This window comes from Kushneria phyllosphaerae (genome assembly GCF_900312995.1).
GTDB lineage: Bacteria > Pseudomonadota > Gammaproteobacteria > Pseudomonadales > Halomonadaceae > Kushneria > Kushneria phyllosphaerae.
Map to the genome: position 1 here is coordinate 199,856 of NZ_ONZI01000003.1, position 18,926 is coordinate 218,781.

An 18,926-nucleotide genomic window follows, 5' to 3' on the forward strand; every position below is an offset into this window, starting at 1 on the left:
GTTAACCGGGCGTGGCGATGCCGGCTTCGGCATCAAGTACTTGGCGCAGGCGCTCGCTCAATGCCTTTTGCAGTGCCGAGTCCGTCAGGGGTGCGCCCCGGGTGTCGGTAATGAAAAAAACGTCTTCGACCCGCTCGCCCAGAGTGGCGATCTTGGCCCCGGAAAGCGCGATGTCAAAGCTCATGAAAATCTGCCCGACATGGGCCAGAAGCCCCGGTCGGTCGGCGGCGATCAGTTCGAGTACCGTGCGCTGATTGGCTTCATCCTGTTCGATCAGTACTCGGGTGGGCACGCGAAAATGCTTGAGCTGGCGCGAGGTATGACGCTTGACGATGCGCGGGTAGTCGTCCGGATCGTCGAGCTCCTCGATCAGGTGTGCCTGAATCTCCCTGAGCCGGGCGGGATCACGAATGGCCTGGCCGTCACCGTCCAGCAGGATGAAGGTGTTGAGCGTCCAGTCATTGCTTGAGGTGGCGATGCGCGCATCATGGATGGACAGGCCCAGCTGATCAATGGCTGCGGCGGTGGCGGCAAAGAGGTTATTGACCGAGCGGGTATGGATAAAGACCTTGGTGCCGCCATCGGTCATGTCTTCGGTCGGGGCGCTGATCAGAATCAACGGCATGACCTCTACGCCGGCCTGCAGGATGCCCTGGGTGTGCCAGACGATTTCGCTGGCGCTGTACTGCAGGAAGTAATCATCGCCCAGGGTCTCCCATAGGGCGTCGACGGCCTGACACTCGCCACCCATGCACTGGGTCAGGGCGCGGGCTTCTTCGCGGGTCTCCTCGATCCACTCCTGACGGTCCAGCGGGTTTTCAAGCCCGCGACGCAGTACGCGACGTGTTTCACCGTGCAGCTGTCTGAGCAGCGCCGCGCGCCAGCTGTTCCAGAGCGTCGGGTTGGTGGCGTTGATGTCGGCCACGGTCAGCAGGTAAAGATAATCAAGATGCACTTCATCGTGAACGATGGCGGCAAACTCCCGGATGACTTCCGGGTCGCTGATGTCGCGCTTTTGCGCGGTCGTGGACATCAAAAGGTGATGCTCGATCAGCCAGCTGACCAGATGCGTATCGCGACGCGGCACCCCGTGGCGACTGCAAAACCCCTGAACGTCACGGGCGCCCAGTCTGGAGTGGTCGCCGCCGCGGCCCTTGGCAATATCGTGGTAAAGCCCTGCGATCCACAGTAGCTCAAGCTTGGGCACGCGCGCGATCAGGGCAGCACACAGCGGATACTCCTCGCGGCCTTCGCGGGTACGAAAGCGCTGAATGACGTCCAGCACACGAAGGGTATGGGCATCTACCGTGTAGATATGAAAAAGGTCGTGCTGCATCAGGCCGATGATGTGACCAAAGCGGGGCAGATACTTGCCCAGGATGCCATAGCGCGCCATGCGACCCAGCTCGCGGGCCACCATGCCGCCACCGCGTAACAGCTCCAGAAACAGGCTGCGGTTGCGCAGGTCGGCCCGAAAACCGTTGTCGATCAGGTGGCGATGATCGCGAATGGCGCGAATGGTGGCGGCACGCACGCCTTCAATGTCGGGGTGCTGTGCCAGCAGCACGAACATTTCGATCAGGGCGGAAGGGCGACGCTTGAACACATGAGGGCCGCGAATGCGCAGATACCGCCCGTCCAGTTCGAAGCGGTTATTGAGCGGTACGACCTCCGGCTGCTGATCGTGCTGAAGGGTATTTTCCTCGAAGTTCTGGATCAGCATGTCGTTGAGCTCGACCAGCGCTGTCACCACGCGATAGTAACGGCGCATGAACTCTTCCACCCCCAGCCGCTCCGGCGTGTCCTGGTAGCCGAACAGGGTGGCGATGGTGCGCTGATGATCGAACAAAAGCCGATCCTCTGCGCGTTCACTGATCATGTGCAGGGCGTAGCGCACCTGCCAGAGAAAGGCCCGGCTCTGACTGGCAATGCGCATGTCGGCATCTGTCATGAAGCCGCGCTGCATCAACACTTCGATGATGTTGGTGCCGAAATGACGCTTGGCGATCCAGGTCACTGTCTGAATGTCGCGCAGGCCGCCAGGCGAGCTTTTGATGTTGGGCTCGAGATGATGCTCGGAGTTATTAAAGCGCTTGTGACGCGCCTTTTGTTCGGCAAGCTTGGCCTGGAAAAAGGCTTCACTGTTCCATGTGTCCAGCTGATCCAGGCGCTGGCGCATCTGCGCCAGAAGCGGTTCAAAGCCGGCCACTCGCCGCGTTTCCAGCAGGTTGGTAATGACGGTAACGTCATCGCGTGCCTCGCGCTCGCAGTCCGTGAGAGAGCGCACGCTATGGCCGATATCAAGACCGATGTCCCAGAGCATCGTGATAAAGGCGGTCAGCGACTCCCGGTAGGGCGTGTCGTCATCGCCTTCCAGCAGGATCATCAGGTCAATGTCGGAGTGCGGGTGCAGCTCCCCGCGGCCGTAGCCACCCACGGCGATCAGGGCGATGCCGTCATCACACCAGTCAAGACGCGACCATAACAGCGCCAGCAGTTGATCGATGCACCAAGCCCTGCCAAACACCAGATCACGAATGTCTGCCCCGTTTTTGAATCGCTCGTCCAGACGTCTGCGGATCTCGGCCAGTACCTCTCGAATGGCGCCGATGGGGGAGGCGTCCCGGTCAAGACGCGCTTTCAGGGCATCAATGTCGATCAGGGTGGTGTCCGGCGTGAACCGGTAATGGTGCAGCAGCATGGGCGGTGACCGTAGTAGGCAGTGAGCGGCAGCGTCCGCCACGGGCCTGCCAATGACAGGCCGAAGAGGGCAGGAGGGTGATCGGATCAGTCTGTCAGAAACCCGAGGTCCTCGTCATGGCGGACGGTGGTGGCTTCCACGCCGTCAGCGGTGATGATCAGGGTGTGCTCCCACTGAGCAGAGAGGCTCTTGTCGCGGGTAACGGCCGTCCAGCCATCCCGGAGTACCCGGGTCTGCCAGTCGCCGGCATTGATCATGGGTTCGACGGTCAGGCACATGCCTTCCTTGAGCTCGGCATCATTATGCTCGTTGTAGCCGTCGTAGTGCAGCACCTGCGGGTCTTCATGAAAGCTGCGTCCGATGCCGTGACCGCAGAAGTCACGAACCACGCTATAGCCGTTTTCCGTGGCATGCGCCTCGATGACACGTCCGATGTCGGACAGCCAGACCCCGGGGCGCATGATCTTCATGGCCTCGTACAGGCACTCCTGGGCCACGCGGGACAAGCGTTCGCCCTTGATGTTATCGCCGACGATAAACATGCGACTAGTATCGCCGTAATAGCCATCCTTGATGATGGTGACATCGATATTGAAGATGTCGCCCTTTTTAAGCTTCTTGCCAAAGTCCGGGATGCCGTGACACACCACATGATTGAGCGAGATGCAGGTGGCGTGCTGGTAGCCGTGGTAACCGATGGTGGCCGAGATCGAGTCGATCTCGTTTTCGATGTAGTGATGGCACAGACGGTCGATTTCGCCGGTGGAAATGCCCGGGCGAATGTGGGCCTCGATCATCTCCAGCACGCTGGCGGCCAGGCGGCCTGCGATGCGCAGCTTGTCGATATCTTCGGCAGTATGGATGGGGATGTTCATGGCGACTCGTGGTAAACGAAATGGGAAGCCGTGCGACAACGCAGGGTCGATATTGTCCCTGGAAGCGGGGCAGTGACAGCAAGGTTCGGCTTCATCTTGACAGCATTATATGGTATAAAGCCGCGCGTTTTCCTGCAATCGATGTCCGGGTATGACAGACTTGTATCGTGGACTGACGATCAGGAAAAGCGTCTGAACCATTACCACAGAGACCACACATGTACCGACACATGGTCCCGGGTGCCGTGAAAACGGTCGGACCCATGGGGTACGTGGAGGCTTAACCCGATACTCAGGAGAGTCATCATGTCAGTCAATATGCGTGACCTGCTCAAGGCAGGTGCCCACTTCGGTCACCAGACCCGTTACTGGAACCCGAAGATGAGCAAATACATCTTCGGCGCTCGTAACAAGATTCACATCATCAACCTCGAACATACGCTGCCGGCGCTGAACGAAGCCGTCTCCGTGGTTGAGCGTCTGTCTGCCAACAACAACAAGATCATGTTTGTTGGTACCAAACGCGCTGCGGCCAAGATCATCGCCGAGGAAGCGACTCGCGTAGGCCAGCCCTTCGTGAACCATCGCTGGCTGGGCGGGATGCTGACGAACTTCAAGACCATTCGTCAGTCCATCAAGCGCCTGCGTGAACTCGAAGCCATGCATGAAGACGGCACCTTCGAGAAGCTGACCAAGAAGGAAGTCCTGATGGCCACGCGCGAGCAGGAAAAGCTCGAGCGCTCCATCGGTGGTATCAAGGACATGGGCGGCCTGCCGGACGTGATGTTCGTGGTTGACGTCGATCACGAGCGTATCGCGATCAACGAAGCCAACAAACTGGGCATTCCGGTCATCGGCGTTGTGGATTCCAACTCTGATCCGGACGGTGTTGACTACATCATCCCTGGCAACGACGACTCCATCCGTGCCATCCAGATCTACGTTCAGGCGATTGCCAATGCCTGTGCCAAGTCGAAGGAAGGCAGCGGCGACGAGTTTGTTGAAGTCGACGAAGCAGCCGAAGCGGCTTCCGAGTAATGTCACCCGCACCGGCGCGTGTCTGCTGCCGGTGTCTGTGAATGACAGTGTACAAAGGGGGCTTACGGGCCCCCTTTTTTGAGACAATAAACAGCGTCGACCGCAGCGTCCGACTCTATGTCTTGAAACTGTCCTTTCGTAACACTACCGATTTTTCTTCCCGTTCCGGTGTCTCCGGAACCGAATACATGATTCAACAGAGGTTCATGACATGGCAGCTATCAGCGCATCTCTGGTCAAGGAACTACGCGAGCGCACCGGGCTTGGCATGATGGAGTGCAAAAAGGCACTCTCTGAAGCCGATGGCAATATCGAAACTGCCATTGAAAACCTGCGCAAGAATGCAGGTCTGAAGTCCGCCAAGAAGGCTGGTCGTGTGGCCGCCGAAGGCGCCGTACTGACCCGCGTCAACGACAATGGCACTACTGCCGCGATGCTCGAAGTCAATTCCGAGACCGACTTCGTATCGCGTGATGACAACTTCAAGAACTTTGCCAATGAAGTGGTCAGCAAGGTAATGGATACTCGCAGCGAAGACATCACGGTCGTGATGGAAGGCGAGCTTGAAGATGCCCGCGCCCAGCTGGTTCAGAAAATTGGCGAAAATATCACGGTGCGTCGTGCAGCCGTTATCGAAGCGCCCGAAGGCGGCAGCGTCGGTGCCTACGTGCACGGTGATCGTATCGGCGCGGTTGTGGTGCTCAAGGGTGGCAATCAGGACGTCGCACGCGATATCGCCATGCACGTGGCTGCGATCAACCCGTCGGTGTCGCATCCCGAGAACATGCCCCAGTCAGAGCTCGACAGCGAGAAGGCGATTATCCTTGCGCAGCCCGACATGGCCGGCAAGCCCGCTGAAATCGCCGAGAAAATGGTTCAGGGTCGTCTGAAGAAGTATCTTGCCGAGAACAGTCTGATCAATCAGCCTTTCGTCAAGGATCAGAATGTGACCGTGGCCGAATACGCCAAGCAGTCGGGCGCTGAAGTTGTTAGCTTTGTGCGCTTTGAAGTTGGCGAAGGCATCGAGAAGGAAGAAGTCGACTTCGCCAAGGAAGTCATGGAGCAGGCACGCCGCAGCTGATCGGGCATGTCGCTTCTGGTCTGCGGCCGTTATCGGTCGCAGGCGTTTTGAAGGCGTGCGTTCGCGCACGCCTTCGCGTATCTGCTCAGGCATGGCATCTTCTGTCATGACCGGCAATACACATCACGTTTTCTCCCCTCGGGCCATCAGGAGGATGTCACATGCCCCCAAATACTGAACGTAGCGCCAAGTACAAGCGTATTCTGCTCAAGCTCTCGGGTGAGGCGCTAACGGGCGAACAGGACTTCGGTATTGATCCAAAGGTCCTGGATCGAATGGCGCTTGAAATCGGCCAGCTGGTGGGCATTGGTGTCCAGGTGGGTATCGTGGTCGGCGGTGGTAACCTGTTCCGCGGCGCGGCCCTTCATGCCGCCGGCATGGACAGGGTCACCGGTGATCACATGGGGATGCTGGCCACGGTCATGAATGCCCTGGCCATGCGTGATGCGCTGGAGCGTGCCAACATCCGCTCGCGCGTCATGTCTGCCATTCCCATGAGCGGTGTGGTGGAACACTATGATCGCCGCACGGCCATACGCTACCTGACCTCCGGTGATGTCGTGATTTTCTCGGCAGGCACCGGCAACCCCTTCTTTACCACCGATAGTGCTGCCTGCCTGCGGGGTATCGAGATCGATGCCAACGTGGTCATCAAGGCCACCAAGGTTGATGGTGTCTACGACAAGGACCCCGTCAAGCATCCCGATGCCGCCAAATATGATCGACTCAGCTACGATGATGTACTCGACCAGAAACTCGGCGTCATGGATTTGACCGCCATCTGTCTGGTACGTGACCATGACATGCCGGTTCGCGTGTTCGACATGACGCGTCACGGTGCGCTGCTGAATCTTGTCATGGGTGGTCGTGAAGGCACTATCGTCGATAACGGCCCGGTGGAACAAAAAGGCTGAGTAGAGGATTTATAAAGTGATCAACGAGATCCAGAAAGACGCCGAAAGCCGCATGCAGAAAAGTGTCGAATCGCTGCAGTCGGCCTTTGGCAAGATCCGCACCGGTCGTGCACACCCCAGTATTCTTGATGCCGTGCGTGTCGAGTATTACGGTGCTGAAATGCCCCTGTCCCAAGTGGCCAATGTCAATGTCGAAGATGCTCGGACACTGTCAGTGGTGCCGTGGGAAAGGGCCATGGTGCCCAAGGTGGAAAAGGCCATCATGACCGCAGATCTTGGCCTGAACCCGTCGACGGCAGGTACGGTCATTCGTGTGCCGATGCCAGCGCTGACGGAAGAAACCCGCAAGGGGTATACGAAGCAGGCACGGACTGAAGCCGAGCATGCGCGTGTGGCCGTGCGCAATATTCGTCGCGACGCCAACGGTGATCTGAAATCCCTTCTCAAGCAGAAGGAAATTTCGGAAGATGAAGAGCGTCAGGGGCAGGACGGTATTCAGAAGCTGACCGACCGCTTTATTGCCGAGATCGACAAGTCGCTTGAGCACAAGGAAAGCGATCTGATGCAGGTCTGAGGTTCGGGCCCGAAACCATCCGATTCAGGGCACGGCGTGATGCCGTGCCTGCAGTGAGAAGTCATGACGCCTGACAAGTTTTCAAACATGCCCCGGCATGTGGCTATCATCATGGACGGCAACAATCGCTGGGCCAAGTCTCGTGGGCTTTCCGGCGTACGCGGTCACCATGCCGGGGTAGAGTCGGTCAGGGCCGTGATCAAGCGCGCTGCCGAGCATCATCTTGAAGCCATTACCCTGTTTGCCTTTTCCAGTGAGAACTGGAAGCGTCCGGCGCAGGAGGTCAGCGCTCTGATGGAGCTTTTCATCATGGCGCTCAAGCGTGAAGTGTCCCGACTGCATAAAAATGGCATTCGCCTTTGTATCGTCGGTGACCGCTCAAGGCTGTCCTCTTCGTTGAATCGAGCCATTGATCGTGCCGAGAATCTGACACGCCACAATCAGGGCCTGAAGCTGATCGTGGCGGTCAACTATGGCGGGCGCTGGGACATCGCCAGTGCCGCGCAGCGCCTGGCGCGTCAGGTAGAACAGGGTCATCTCTCGGCGGATGCCATTGATGAGACCCTTTTTGAGCGCGAAATGGTATCGACCGGGATTCCGGAAGTGGATCTCTGTATTCGTACCAGCGGTGAACAGCGCATCAGTAATTTTATTCTCTGGCAGATGGCCTACGCAGAGTTTTATTTTTCACCGCTGTACTGGCCTGACTTTGGTGGCGATGCCTTTGACGAGGCATTGAGCGTTTATTCCGGTCGCAAGCGACGTTTCGGCATGACCGACGAACAAATCGAGGTTCAGGGTGCTTAAACAACGGGTGTTGACAGCGCTGGCCATTGGGCCCACGTCTCTGGTGCTTCTGTTTGTGCTGGGGGGCGGCTGGTTTGCCACGTTCGTGGGCATACTGGTCGCGGCCTCTGCCTGGGAGTGGTCCAACCTTTCCGGGGGGGAGGCCGTTCGGGATCGTGCGCTGTTCACGGTTACGCTGATCGCCCTGATGGCGCTGGGCTGGTCTTCCGGCGCGGCGCTGCATACCTGGCCCCTGTGGATTGCGCTGGCCGGCTGGCTGCTCTGTCTCTACTGGGTCATCAGCTATCCTGACAACGTTGATCAATGGCAAAGCCGCGGCGTGCGCTATGCCATGGGCCTCTGGGTGCTGTTGCCCTGCTGGGTTGGCCTGTTGCTGCTGCGTGAATCACCGATATGGCTTTTGTATGTGCTGCTGCTGGTCTGGGGCGCCGACATCTCGGCCTATTTTGCCGGGCGGGCCTTTGGCAATCGCAAGCTGGCCCCCAGGGTCAGTCCGGGCAAGTCCTGGGCCGGCGTTTATGGCGCACTTGGGGGCACGGTCGTTCTGGCGCTGCTCATGGCGCTGTGGCAGGGCATGGGCTTCGGCCAGACGCTGGTGCTGGTGATCATCAGTGCCATCGTGACGGCCGCATCGGTACTGGGCGATCTCAACGAGAGCATGCTCAAGCGCTACCGCGGCATCAAGGACTCCGGCAATCTTCTGCCGGGACATGGCGGCGTGCTGGACAGAATCGACAGCCTGACCGCGGCCATCCCCATTTTTGCCCTGCTGGCGCCCTGGATCGGTTAAACGCTGCCAGTATGCGGTTTTGTGGCCTGTTGCCGATGATCATGATTGAATCGGCTCGGGCCACGCATTTTATGCCTGCCACCCGTTTCAGCTTTCAGGATCTCTTTCATGCAGACTGTCACCCTGCTGGGGGCCACCGGCTCGATTGGTACCAGTGCCCTTGATGTCATCGAACGCCATCCTGACCGCTATCGTCTCCATGCGCTGACCGCGCATTCAAGCGTCGAAAAACTGTTGTCGCTGTGTCTGACACATCAGCCCGAGCATGCCGTGCTGGGCAGTGAGGAAGACGCTGCTCAACTCGAGGCGGCGCTGAAGGATCATGGGATATCCACTCGGGTCAGCTGGGGCGAGCAGGCGCTTTGTGAGGTGGCCGGTCAGGCAGACGTCGTGATCGCCGGTATCGTTGGGGCAGCCGGGCTGATGCCAACGCTTGCGGCTGTGCGTGCCGGGCGGCGTGTTCTGCTGGCCAACAAGGAAGCGCTGGTGATGAGCGGGGCGCTGTTCATGCGTGAAGTGGCTCGCTCCGGCGCGGTATTGCTACCACTGGATTCCGAGCACAACGCCATTTTTCAATGCCTGCCGCGCGAGCACCGTGGCGGGCTCGATCGTCATGGCATTACCCAACTGCTGCTGACCGCGTCAGGTGGCCCCTTTCGGGACCATGATCGCGAGGCGCTGGCGACGGTGACACCGGATCAGGCCTGCGCCCATCCCAACTGGTCCATGGGACGCAAGATCTCCGTGGACAGTGCCACCCTGATGAACAAGGGGCTTGAGCTGATCGAAGCCTGCTGGCTGTTCGATGCCACTCCTGATCAGATTGACGTGGTTGTGCACCCACAAAGCGTCATCCACTCCATGGCCGCCTACAGCGATGGTTCGGTGCTGGCCCAGATGGGCAACCCGGATATGCGAACACCCATTGCTCATGCGCTGGCCTGGCCCGAGCGCATCGATGCCGGCGTCAGGCCGCTGGATCTTTTTGCCGTGGCCCGCCTTGATTTTCAAACCCCCGATCTTGAGCGTTTCCCCTGCCTGAGACTGGCCCGTGAGGCCATGATGGCCGGCGGCACGATGCCTGCCGTGCTCAATGCCGCCAACGAGATTGCCGTGGATGCCTTTTTGGCCGGCAGCATCGGGTTTACCGATATTCCGGTTGTGGTCGAAACCGTCATGGGGCGCATCGAACGTCATAATGCTGATGAGCTTGACGTAATTCTGGCTCAGGATCGTCTGGCCCGTCATATGGCGCAGGACGTGATTGATGCACTGGCCACGACAGCTGCCGAGGGATAGCCATGGGAATCCTGCAAAACATCCTTGCGGTCATCGTGGTTCTGGGTCTTCTGATCACGGTGCACGAGTTTGGCCACTTCTGGGTGGCGCGACGCTGTGGCATTCGGGTGCTGCGTTTTTCGGTCGGGTTTGGCAAGCCACTGGTCTCCCGGGTTGATCGCCATGGCACCGAATTTGCCCTGGCCGCTATCCCGCTGGGCGGCTACGTCAAGATGCTCGATGAGCGCGAAGGGCCGGTTGATCCTTCCGAGCAGCATCTGGCCTTTAATCGTCAGCATGTGCTCAAGCGCATTGCTGTGGTGGCTGCAGGCCCCCTGGCCAATTTTATTCTCGCAGTGGTGGCCTACTGGGTCATGTTCATGGCGGGGACGAGCGCCATTGTGCCCATGGTGGGCGAGGTCACTCCGGATACCCCTGCTGCGCGTGGCGGGCTGCAAAACGGGCAGGAAATCGTCTCGGTTCAGGGGCGGCAGACACCGGACTGGAACGACGTCAATCTGGCGCTGGTGGCTGAAATAGGTGCCAGTGGCCATCTCGAGATCTCCACAAAAGACAGGCAGGGACGCCTTGAAATGCATCAGCTGCCGGTTGAGCGCTTCATGGTGCGTCAGGACCCGCCCGAGCCTCTGGGCACGCTTGGGTTTGCGCCCTGGCGCCCCGCGGTTGCGCCGGTCATTGGGCAGGTTCTTGACGACAGCCCGGCGGCGCAGGGCGGTCTTCAGCCGGGAGATCGCATCAGGTCGGTGGCGGGTGAGCCCATCTCGACCTGGGAGGCGCTGGTGTCGCACGTGCAGGCCGCTGCCGATACGCCGCTGGCACTGCGTATAGAGCGCGATGGTCGTGACATGACGATCACGGTCACACCCGAAGGGCGTGAGCAGGATGGCGTCACCACTGGTTTCATGGGGGCCGGCGTCGGCAGTGTCAGCTGGCCCGAGGAGTATCAGCGTACCCTGTCCTGGGGGCCGCTGGGCGCCATGGGTCAGGCGCTGTCGCGCACCGGTGAGATGACGTCTCTGACCGTTGGGTCCATTGGCAAGATGATCACGGGGCTGATTTCACCCTCCAATCTGTCGGGGCCGATCACGATTGCGCGGGTGGCCGGAGATTCGGCCCGGTCGGGCCTTGAAACCTTCATCAGTTTTCTGGCCTATCTCTCCATCAGTCTGGGTGTGTTGAACCTTTTGCCGGTACCGGTGCTGGATGGTGGGCATCTGGTGTATTACGTCATTGAGCTGGTGCGTGGCCGACCGGTTTCAGAGCGTGTGCAGGCATTCGGACTTCGTATTGGCATGGCGCTGATCGCCTCGCTGATGCTGATGGCCTTTTATTTTGACATCATGCGTCTTTGACGGCTTTTGGCATGATGGCCCGGACCGTTGCCCTCGTGATTATTACAAATTCTGTACCGAGGTCATGACGTCCACGCTTGTCAGGGTGGTGGGGTTGTGTATAAGGTGCCTGTTCCCGTCGGGGTGGTTGATGGCTACTGCTGGCGTATCTGGGGTGTCATACTGGCCTTCCCGCTCGGAGCATCGATGTCGATAAGCGAACCGGTTTCCTTTTTGTTGGACCCTGTCAGGGCATTGGCATGAACCTTGAGCAAAAGCGGGCCCCGAGTGGGCGGAATTCTGTAACAAGCGAAATGACGGCATGAAGATTAAAGCTACAGGTTGGGCGGTGTTGTTAATGGGCGCCTCCCAGGCGGCGTTTGCCGTGTCCTTCGAGGTTTCCGATATTCGCGTGGAAGGGTTGCAGCGTGTTTCTGCGGGGACCGTGTTCAACGCGTTACCCATTTCCGCCCACGATACGGTCAGCGACGAATCGATTTCCAATGCCGGCAAGGCACTGTTTCGCACCGGCCTTTTTGATGATGTTCAGCTGGGCCGGGACGGCGATGTTCTGGTGGTTGATGTCGATGAGCGTCCCTCCATTGCCAGCATCAATATCAAGGGCAACTCCAAGATCCCCGAGGATCAGCTCAAAAAGGGCTTGAGCGATGCAGGCCTGTCCGAAGGGCAGGTGCTTCAGCGTTCAACGCTTGAAGAGATGCAGCGTGAGCTGGAGCGGGTCTATCAGGGGCAGGGACGTTACAGCGCCAGCATCTCGACGTCGGTGCACGAGCTTGATCAAAACCGCGTGCAGGTTGATATCGATATCAACGAAGGCAACGTGGCGCGCATCAAGCAGATCAACATTGTGGGTAACCACGATTTTGATGACGATACCCTTCAGCAACAGTTCGAGCTGGAAGACCGTCCGGGCTGGTTCTTTGGCTGGTTCTCTGCCGATCAGTACTCTCGCGAACAGCTTCAGGGCGATCTGGATCGCCTGCGCTCGTGGTATCTGGACCGGGGCTATGTCAATTTCTCCATCGATTCGACCCAGGTCTCGATCAGCCCGGACAAGTCCTCGATCTATGTCACGGTCAACATCGATGAAGGCAAGCGCTATCGCTTTGGCGATATCAACTTCGCCGGCAATATCGAAATGGCCGATGACAAGGCCCGCAGCCTGGTACAGGCCAAAAGCGGCGAGATCTTTTCCCAGTCGGATCTGACGGCGTCCTCCGAGGCGCTTCGCAAGGCACTTGGTGCGCAGGGCTTTGCCTTTGCCCGCATCGAGGCCGTACCCAATATTCATGACAACGATGATCGGGTCGATGTGACCTTCAACGTTGACCCGGGTCGTCGTGCCTATGTTCGCCGTGTCAATTTCCGGGGGAATACGACCACTTCTGATGAAGTGCTCCGCCGTGAGATGACTCAGCTCGAGGGCGCGCCTGCCTCGACCGATGCCATCAGTGATTCTCAGGCGCGTCTTGAGCGACTGGGCTTTTTCAAGCAGGTGGATGTCAATACCCAGCCGGTGGCCGATACGCCCGATCAGCTGGACGTCACCTATAACGTCGAAGAGCAGCCTTCGGGCAGCATTTCGGCCAGTCTTGGTTTTGCTCAGTCCGAAGGCATCATCTACGGTGCTTCCCTGTCCCAGCGTAACTTTTTGGGCACGGGCAATCGTGTGGACATCGGTGCGCAGACCAGCAAGTACTACCAGAACCTGAAGTTCAGCTATACCGACCCCTACTGGACGCTGGATGGCATTTCGCGCGGTTACAACCTCTACTATCGGTCCACCGATTATGAGGATTCCGATATTTCGACCTATTCCACCGATGCCTTTGGCGGTGGCGTGAATTTCGGCTATCCGATCAGTGACCTGTCGCGTCTGAATTTTGGCGTCAATCTTGAAAGCCTGCATGTCGATGATTACGACGATTCGCCTTCTGAAATCGTTCAGTTCATCAATGACGAAGGCAAGGATTTCAATACCTACAGCCTGACAGCCGGCTGGACGCGCAATAGCCTTAACCGTGGCATTCTGCCCACGGCTGGTAGTTATCAGAACGCCTCCATTGAAACGGCCGGTGGCGATGCGCAGTTCTACAAGCTGCGCTATCAGGGACAGAAACTGTTCCCGATCAAGACCGAAGAGTGGGCGCTCAAGTTCCGTTCGGAGCTGGGTTACGCCAACAGCTTCGGCGGCACCGATAACATGCCGTTTTACGAAAACTTCTATTCCGGTGGTCTGGGCTCCGTGCGCGGTTTCCGCAGCAATACGCTGGGGCAGCGCACCACCGAGCGCAATGATGGTGACGACGATACACTGGGCGGCAATATCCTGATGGAAGGGTCTGCCGAGCTGATCTTCCCGACGCCCTTTATCGAGGATCATCGTCAGGTTCAGACGTCCTTTTTCATTGATGCCGGTAATACCTTCCTGAGTGATTGCTATCCCGTCGAGTCAGGGCGTACTTCCGATTGCAGCTCCGGTATTGATCTGGGTGACCTTCGCTATAGCGCTGGCCTGGGTCTTTCTTGGCTGACGCCGGTGGGCCCGCTGACCTTCTCGGTAGCACGTCCCATCAATAAAAAGGATGACGACGACACCCAGTTCTTCCAGTTTTCGCTGGGCCAGACCTTCTGATCATTGGCCATTGCGTTACAATGATACGAATTTCAGGAGTGAAGTAATGCGTAAGTGGATGCTGGCTCTGGCGATGACCGGAGCGCTTGGAACGACAGCAGGGGCTGCACAGGCCAATGAAGTGGCGGTACTGGACTGGCAGCAGGCGCTGCTGGAGACCAGCTCGGCGCAGCAATCGATGAACCAGCTCAAAAATCAGCTGGGCGGTCAGCAGCAGCAGGTCAAGGCGCTGGGTGAGGAAGTTCAAAAGCTTCAACAGCGTTTGCAAAGCGATGGTGACGTCATGTCCGACAGCGAGCGGCAGGGCGTCATGAAGCAACTGCGTCAGAAGGGCGGTCAGTTTCAGCAACAGCGGGGTCAGCTTGAACAGAAGCGGGCTCAGCAGGAGCAGGCCTTCCTGAAACAGGCACGTCCCAAGCTTGATCGTGCCATCGAACAGGTGGTCAAACGTCACAATGTGGATGTGCTGGTCGATCGTAACAGCGTGATCTATGCAGGTGATGCGCTGGACCTGACACAGGAAGTGACCAAAACCTTCAACTCGCTCAACTGAAGGCGCGCGTCGCTCCACCAAGATGACAAGATATTCAAGTCAAGGTTTTACACTCGCCGATCTCGCTCAGCGCCTGGGTGCCACCCTTCACGGGGATGGCACCGTACGCGTTGATGGGCTGTCGACGCTTCAGGATGCCGGCACCACCGACATTGCCTTTCTGGCCAATCGTGCCTATCTGAAGGATCTGGCCGGCACGCGTGCTGCGGCTGTCATGCTGCATCCGGATCTGGTCGACCAGTGTCCGGTTCCGGCGCTGGCCATCGACAATCCCTATCTGGGCTACGCGCACTTGTCCCGCTGTTTCGCTCCGGTTCTGCCCAGCCAGCAGGGCGGTATCCACCCCACGGCCGTGATTGATGAAAGGGCCCGACTGGGAAGCGATGTCACGGTGGCGGCGCATGCGGTCGTCGGCGCCGGCACAACCCTGGGGGATCGGGTCATTATCGGTGCCAATAGCGTCATAGGCGACTACTGCACGGTAGGTGACGACAGCTTGATTCATCCATCTGTCACGCTGTATCACGGCGTCATCGTTGGCGCTCGGGCCATCCTTCACGCCGGTGCCGTCATTGGTGGCGACGGGTTCGGATTTGCCCATGATGGCAGCCGCTGGCACAAGATCGAGCAGCTCGGTGGTGTCATTATCGGTGATGATGTTGAGGTGGGCAGCTGCACCAGTATTGATCGCGGCGCGCTCGATGACACGGTCATCGGGCACAACGTCAAGATCGACTCTCAGGTACAGATTGCGCATAACGTTCATATCGGTGACCACAGTGCGCTGGCCGGCTGTGTCGGTATTGCAGGCTCGACCCACGTCGGCCGTCACTGTCAGCTCGGTGGTGGGGTCGGCCTTGCCGGCCATCTGACACTGTGTGACGGTGTCAATGTGACCGGCATGAGTCTTGTCACCAACTCCATTGAAAAGCCCGGTGTCTACTCCTCCGGGACTGGCTCGATGCCCAATGCGCTGTGGCGCAAGAACGCCGTGCGCTTCAAGCAGCTGGATCAGCTGGCCAGAAGAATTACCCGTCTTGAACGCCAGAACGAGGGTGAATAAGCCCCCCTCGGGTTGCTGGTGCAACCGGTTTTCCATTGTCGCCTCGGCGGCAAACATCATAGTGGTTGGCCATGCGGCCGCCAGTCACATGCCTGCCGGACCGGCAGGCATTTCGTTATGTCAGAGGTTGTAAGCCCATGGTCATGGATATCAACGAGATCCAGGAATATCTCCCCCATCGTTACCCGTTTTTGCTCGTGGATCGTGTTAACGCGCTGGAGCTGGGCGAATGCATTACGGCCTGCAAAAACGTCAGCTACAACGAGCCTTTCTTTCAGGGACACTTTCCCGGCCATCCCATCATGCCGGGTGTGCTGATCATTGAAGCGCTGGCGCAGGCGGCCGGTATTCTCGGTTTCAAGACGGTCGACAAGCGACCCGCCGATGGCTACATCTATTATTATGTCGGCAGTGATAATGTTCGCCTCAAGCGTCCGGTTTTCCCGGGCGACCAGCTGACGCTGGAAGCGCGCATGCTCAAGGCGCGTCGCGGTATCTGGAAATTTTCCTGCCGTGCGCACGTCGACGGCGAAGTGGTCTGTGAAGCCGATATCATCTGTGCCGAGAGGAAAGTCTCTTGATTCATCCATCTGCCATCATCGATCCTGCTGCGCGGCTGGCTGACGATGTCGAGGTCGGCCCGTTCAGCGTGATCGGTGCCGATGTCGAGATCGGCGCCGGAAGCGTCATCGGGCCGCATGTGGTGGTCAGAGGGCCCACCACGATGGGGTGCAACAATCGCGTCTATCAGTTCGCGACCATTGGTGAAGACTGTCAGGACAAGAAGTATCGGGGCGAGGTCACTCGTCTCGAGATCGGTGACAATAACATCTTCCGTGAAGGGGTCACCGTTCATCGCGGCACCGTTCAGGACCAGGGCGTCACCCGTATCGGCAGCGGTGGCCTGTTCATGGCCTATGCCCATGTTGCCCACGACTGCGTGCTGGGTGACAACGTGATTCTTGCCAATCAGGCCACCCTTGGCGGTCATGTCCACATTGGCGATAACGTGATTCTGGGCGGCCTGTCTGCCGTGCACCAGTTTTGCCATGTCGGGACCTACGCCATGTGCGGCGGTGGTTCCATCATCACCAAGGACATTGCCGCCTTTGTCATGGTGACCGGCAACCCGGCCACCACGCACGGGCTCAATGCAGAGGGCATCAAGCGCCGCGGCTTTGACAGTGAGGTGATCAGCGAATTGCGCCGGGCCTACAAGCTGGTGTTTCGCAGTCAGAAAACGCTGGCCCAGGCCCTGGAAGTGCTGGATCAGCAGGACAATCGCAGCGCCTGGCTCAATGTCTTCATCGATTCACTGAGAAGCTCATCGCGAGGCCTGACGCGCTAATGGCGAAAGCCATTCGCCGGAGAGAACCACGATGCGCGTTTTTCTGGTAGCCGGTGAACTCTCGGGCGATATCCTGGGAGCGACACTGATGCGTGAGCTCAAGCGTCATTATGGCGATGTGAGCTTTCGTGGCATCGGCGGTCCGCGGATGATCGACGAGGGGCTGGAGAGTCTCTATCCGCTGGAGACGCTTTCCATCATGGGGCTCATCGAGGTGCTCAAACATCTCCCGAGATTGATAGGTGTGCGTCGGCATTTAAGGCGCGAGGCGCAAGCCTGGCCTGCCGATATCATGATCGGGATCGATGCACCGGACTTTAATCTGGGGCTGGAAGCGCAGCTCCGTGCACAGGGCATGACCACAACGCACTATGTCAGCCCGTCGGTCTGGGCTTGGCGGCAGGGTCGGGTCAAAAAGATCCGCCGCGCCGTCGACATGATGCTGACCTTCCTGCCTTTCGAAGCTGAATTCTACGAGCGCCACGACGTTCCCGTCCGCTTTGTAGGCCACCCGTTGGCTGAAGAACTGCCGCTGGAAAATGACCGCCATCAGGCGCGCCACGCACTGGAGCTAGATAATAATGCTCGCGTGCTGGCCGTACTGCCGGGGTCACGCAGTAGTGAGATCGGTTTCATGACGCCTGTTTTTCTCGAGGCGATTCGGCTTTTAAGGCAGCGTTTGCCCGAGCTTGAAGTCGTCATGCCTGCCGCTTCACCGGCGAGGCGTGAAGAGTTGCTGGCCCATGGCGTCATTGATGAAGGCATTACCATCGTGGAGGGTCGGGCGTGGGAGGTCATGACGGCCGCCGATGCTGTGCTTTTGACCTCGGGGACGTCAGCCCTTGAGGCCATGCTCTGCCATCGTCCCATGGTGGTGGCCTATCGCATGGCGCCCATGACCTGGCAGATTGCTCGTCGTCTGGTTAAAACGCGCTGGATCTCTCTGCCCAACCTGATCGCCCAAGAAAGCCTGGTGCCCGAACTGATTCAGGATGACGCCACGGGTGAGGCCATTGCCGCGGCACTGGCACCCATGCTGGAAAATGATATTGAGGCTCGTGCGCTGAGCGCACGATTTGTCGACATGCACAGAGCGCTTCAGCGCGGTGCCAGCGCGCGGGCCGCCCAGGTCATCGTTGATCTGATGGCCCGGCCGCACTAAGCCGATCACTCCTGTACAACAGCGCAACAGACCATGAACTTTATTCCCGAAATCACGACTTCAAATGCCGAGCATCCGCCGCTGGTTATTCCCTACCAGGGCTGGCGTCTGGCAGGGGTTGACGAGGTCGGCCGCGGCCCCCTGATCGGCACCGTGGTGGCCTGCGCCGTGATCCTTGATCCCGAGCGCCCCATCGAAGGGCTGATGGATTCCAAAAAGCTGACGCCTGCGCGCCGCGAGCGCCTTGATCGCCAGATTCGAGAGCAGGCCATGGCGGTCTCGCTGGGGGAGGCCACCTCCGGTGAAATCGACACGCTCAATATTCATCATGCCACCCACCTGGCCATGCGCCGCGCCATTGATGGCCTCTCGATTACGCCGGAATATCTGCTCGTCGATGGCAATCGTTTGCCCGGACATCACTTGCCCGGTCAGGCCGTCGTCAAGGGCGATGGTCGGGTTGCAGCCATTGCGGCGGCCTCGATTGTGGCCAAGGTGGCACGGGATGCCCAGATGCAGGCACTCGATGCCCTCCATCCCGAATACGGCTTTGCTGCCCACAAGGGGTACCCGACCCGCGCCCATCTTGAGGCGCTGGCGCGGCTGGGGCCGCTGCCCGAGCACCGGCGCTCCTTTCGCCCTGTCAGGGCACTTCTGCAGGGCTGATGCCCGCAGAAAAATCCCTGCTCTCTTGCCGGGCCACTGGTCCGGCAGCGCTGTTCATCGGTACCATG

The 18,926-nt window shown here is 58.9% G+C and carries 17 protein-coding genes; 15 read left to right on the top strand and 2 right to left on the bottom strand.

Annotated features, from left to right (window positions below):
• Window position 1 precedes the first annotated feature (1 nt).
• Window positions 2-2,701 (bottom strand): [protein-PII] uridylyltransferase, encoded by a 2,700-nt coding sequence (locus KSP9073_RS10870; RefSeq protein WP_108842993.1) that lies wholly within the window; start codon window positions 2,699-2,701, stop codon window positions 2-4.
• 86 nt (window positions 2,702-2,787) lie between these two features.
• A complete protein-coding gene (map, locus tag KSP9073_RS10875) occupies window positions 2,788-3,576 on the bottom strand; it encodes a type I methionyl aminopeptidase (protein ID WP_108842994.1) in 789 nt (262 codons plus the stop codon).
• A 303-nt stretch (window positions 3,577-3,879) separates the two neighbouring features.
• Between map and rpsB the strand changes: the two genes are divergently transcribed.
• From rpsB to rnhB, 15 genes are all read left to right on the top strand, one after another.
• Complete coding sequence (gene rpsB / locus KSP9073_RS10880; RefSeq protein WP_086620646.1) at window positions 3,880-4,614, top strand: 30S ribosomal protein S2; 735 nt, start codon at window positions 3,880-3,882, stop codon at window positions 4,612-4,614.
• 211 nt (window positions 4,615-4,825) lie between these two features.
• Window positions 4,826-5,695 (top strand): translation elongation factor Ts, encoded by an 870-nt coding sequence (tsf, locus tag KSP9073_RS10885; protein ID WP_108842995.1) that lies wholly within the window; start codon window positions 4,826-4,828, stop codon window positions 5,693-5,695.
• A gap of 161 nt (window positions 5,696-5,856) precedes the next feature.
• Window positions 5,857-6,609 carry a UMP kinase gene (pyrH, locus tag KSP9073_RS10890; protein ID WP_108842996.1) on the top strand — a complete coding sequence of 251 codons (753 nt, stop codon included), beginning with the start codon at window positions 5,857-5,859 and terminating at the stop codon, window positions 6,607-6,609.
• 16 nt (window positions 6,610-6,625) lie between these two features.
• Window positions 6,626-7,183, top strand: a complete 558-nt coding sequence (gene frr / locus KSP9073_RS10895) for a ribosome recycling factor (protein WP_108842997.1) — start codon at window positions 6,626-6,628, stop codon at window positions 7,181-7,183.
• 63 nt (window positions 7,184-7,246) lie between these two features.
• Window positions 7,247-7,990, top strand: a complete 744-nt coding sequence (uppS, locus tag KSP9073_RS10900) for a polyprenyl diphosphate synthase (protein ID WP_108842998.1) — start codon at window positions 7,247-7,249, stop codon at window positions 7,988-7,990.
• The gene (locus tag KSP9073_RS10905; RefSeq protein ID WP_108842999.1) at window positions 7,983-8,780 is read left to right on the top strand and encodes a phosphatidate cytidylyltransferase; all 798 of its coding nucleotides are present in this window, start codon (window positions 7,983-7,985) and stop codon (window positions 8,778-8,780) included. The genes uppS and KSP9073_RS10905 overlap by 8 nt, the downstream gene beginning before the upstream one ends.
• Before the next feature lie 108 nt (window positions 8,781-8,888).
• Window positions 8,889-10,079 carry a 1-deoxy-D-xylulose-5-phosphate reductoisomerase gene (ispC, locus tag KSP9073_RS10910; RefSeq protein ID WP_108843000.1) on the top strand — a complete coding sequence of 397 codons (1,191 nt, stop codon included), beginning with the start codon at window positions 8,889-8,891 and terminating at the stop codon, window positions 10,077-10,079.
• A gap of 2 nt (window positions 10,080-10,081) precedes the next feature.
• Window positions 10,082-11,431 (top strand): sigma E protease regulator RseP, encoded by a 1,350-nt coding sequence (gene rseP, locus KSP9073_RS10915; protein ID WP_108843001.1) that lies wholly within the window; start codon window positions 10,082-10,084, stop codon window positions 11,429-11,431.
• Between the two features lie 301 nt (window positions 11,432-11,732).
• A complete protein-coding gene (gene bamA / locus KSP9073_RS10920; RefSeq protein ID WP_108843002.1) occupies window positions 11,733-14,066 on the top strand; it encodes an outer membrane protein assembly factor BamA in 2,334 nt (777 codons plus the stop codon).
• 46 nt (window positions 14,067-14,112) lie between these two features.
• Window positions 14,113-14,619 (top strand): OmpH/Skp family outer membrane protein, encoded by a 507-nt coding sequence (locus tag KSP9073_RS10925; protein ID WP_108843003.1) that lies wholly within the window; start codon window positions 14,113-14,115, stop codon window positions 14,617-14,619.
• A gap of 22 nt (window positions 14,620-14,641) precedes the next feature.
• Window positions 14,642-15,682 carry a UDP-3-O-(3-hydroxymyristoyl)glucosamine N-acyltransferase gene (gene lpxD / locus KSP9073_RS10930; RefSeq protein ID WP_108843004.1) on the top strand — a complete coding sequence of 347 codons (1,041 nt, stop codon included), beginning with the start codon at window positions 14,642-14,644 and terminating at the stop codon, window positions 15,680-15,682.
• A 137-nt stretch (window positions 15,683-15,819) separates the two neighbouring features.
• Window positions 15,820-16,263 (top strand): 3-hydroxyacyl-ACP dehydratase FabZ, encoded by a 444-nt coding sequence (fabZ, locus tag KSP9073_RS10935; protein ID WP_108843005.1) that lies wholly within the window; start codon window positions 15,820-15,822, stop codon window positions 16,261-16,263.
• A complete protein-coding gene (lpxA, locus tag KSP9073_RS10940; protein ID WP_108843006.1) occupies window positions 16,260-17,030 on the top strand; it encodes an acyl-ACP--UDP-N-acetylglucosamine O-acyltransferase in 771 nt (256 codons plus the stop codon). Before fabZ ends, lpxA begins: the two co-directional genes overlap by 4 nt.
• 31 nt (window positions 17,031-17,061) lie before the next feature.
• On the top strand, window positions 17,062-18,192 hold the full coding sequence (gene lpxB, locus KSP9073_RS10945; RefSeq protein ID WP_108843007.1) for a lipid-A-disaccharide synthase: 1,131 nt from the start codon (window positions 17,062-17,064) through the stop codon (window positions 18,190-18,192).
• A gap of 33 nt (window positions 18,193-18,225) precedes the next feature.
• Window positions 18,226-18,858, top strand: coding sequence for a ribonuclease HII (gene rnhB, locus KSP9073_RS10950; protein WP_108843008.1), 633 nt, complete (start codon window positions 18,226-18,228; stop codon window positions 18,856-18,858).
• The last annotated feature ends 68 nt before the right edge of the window (window positions 18,859-18,926 follow it).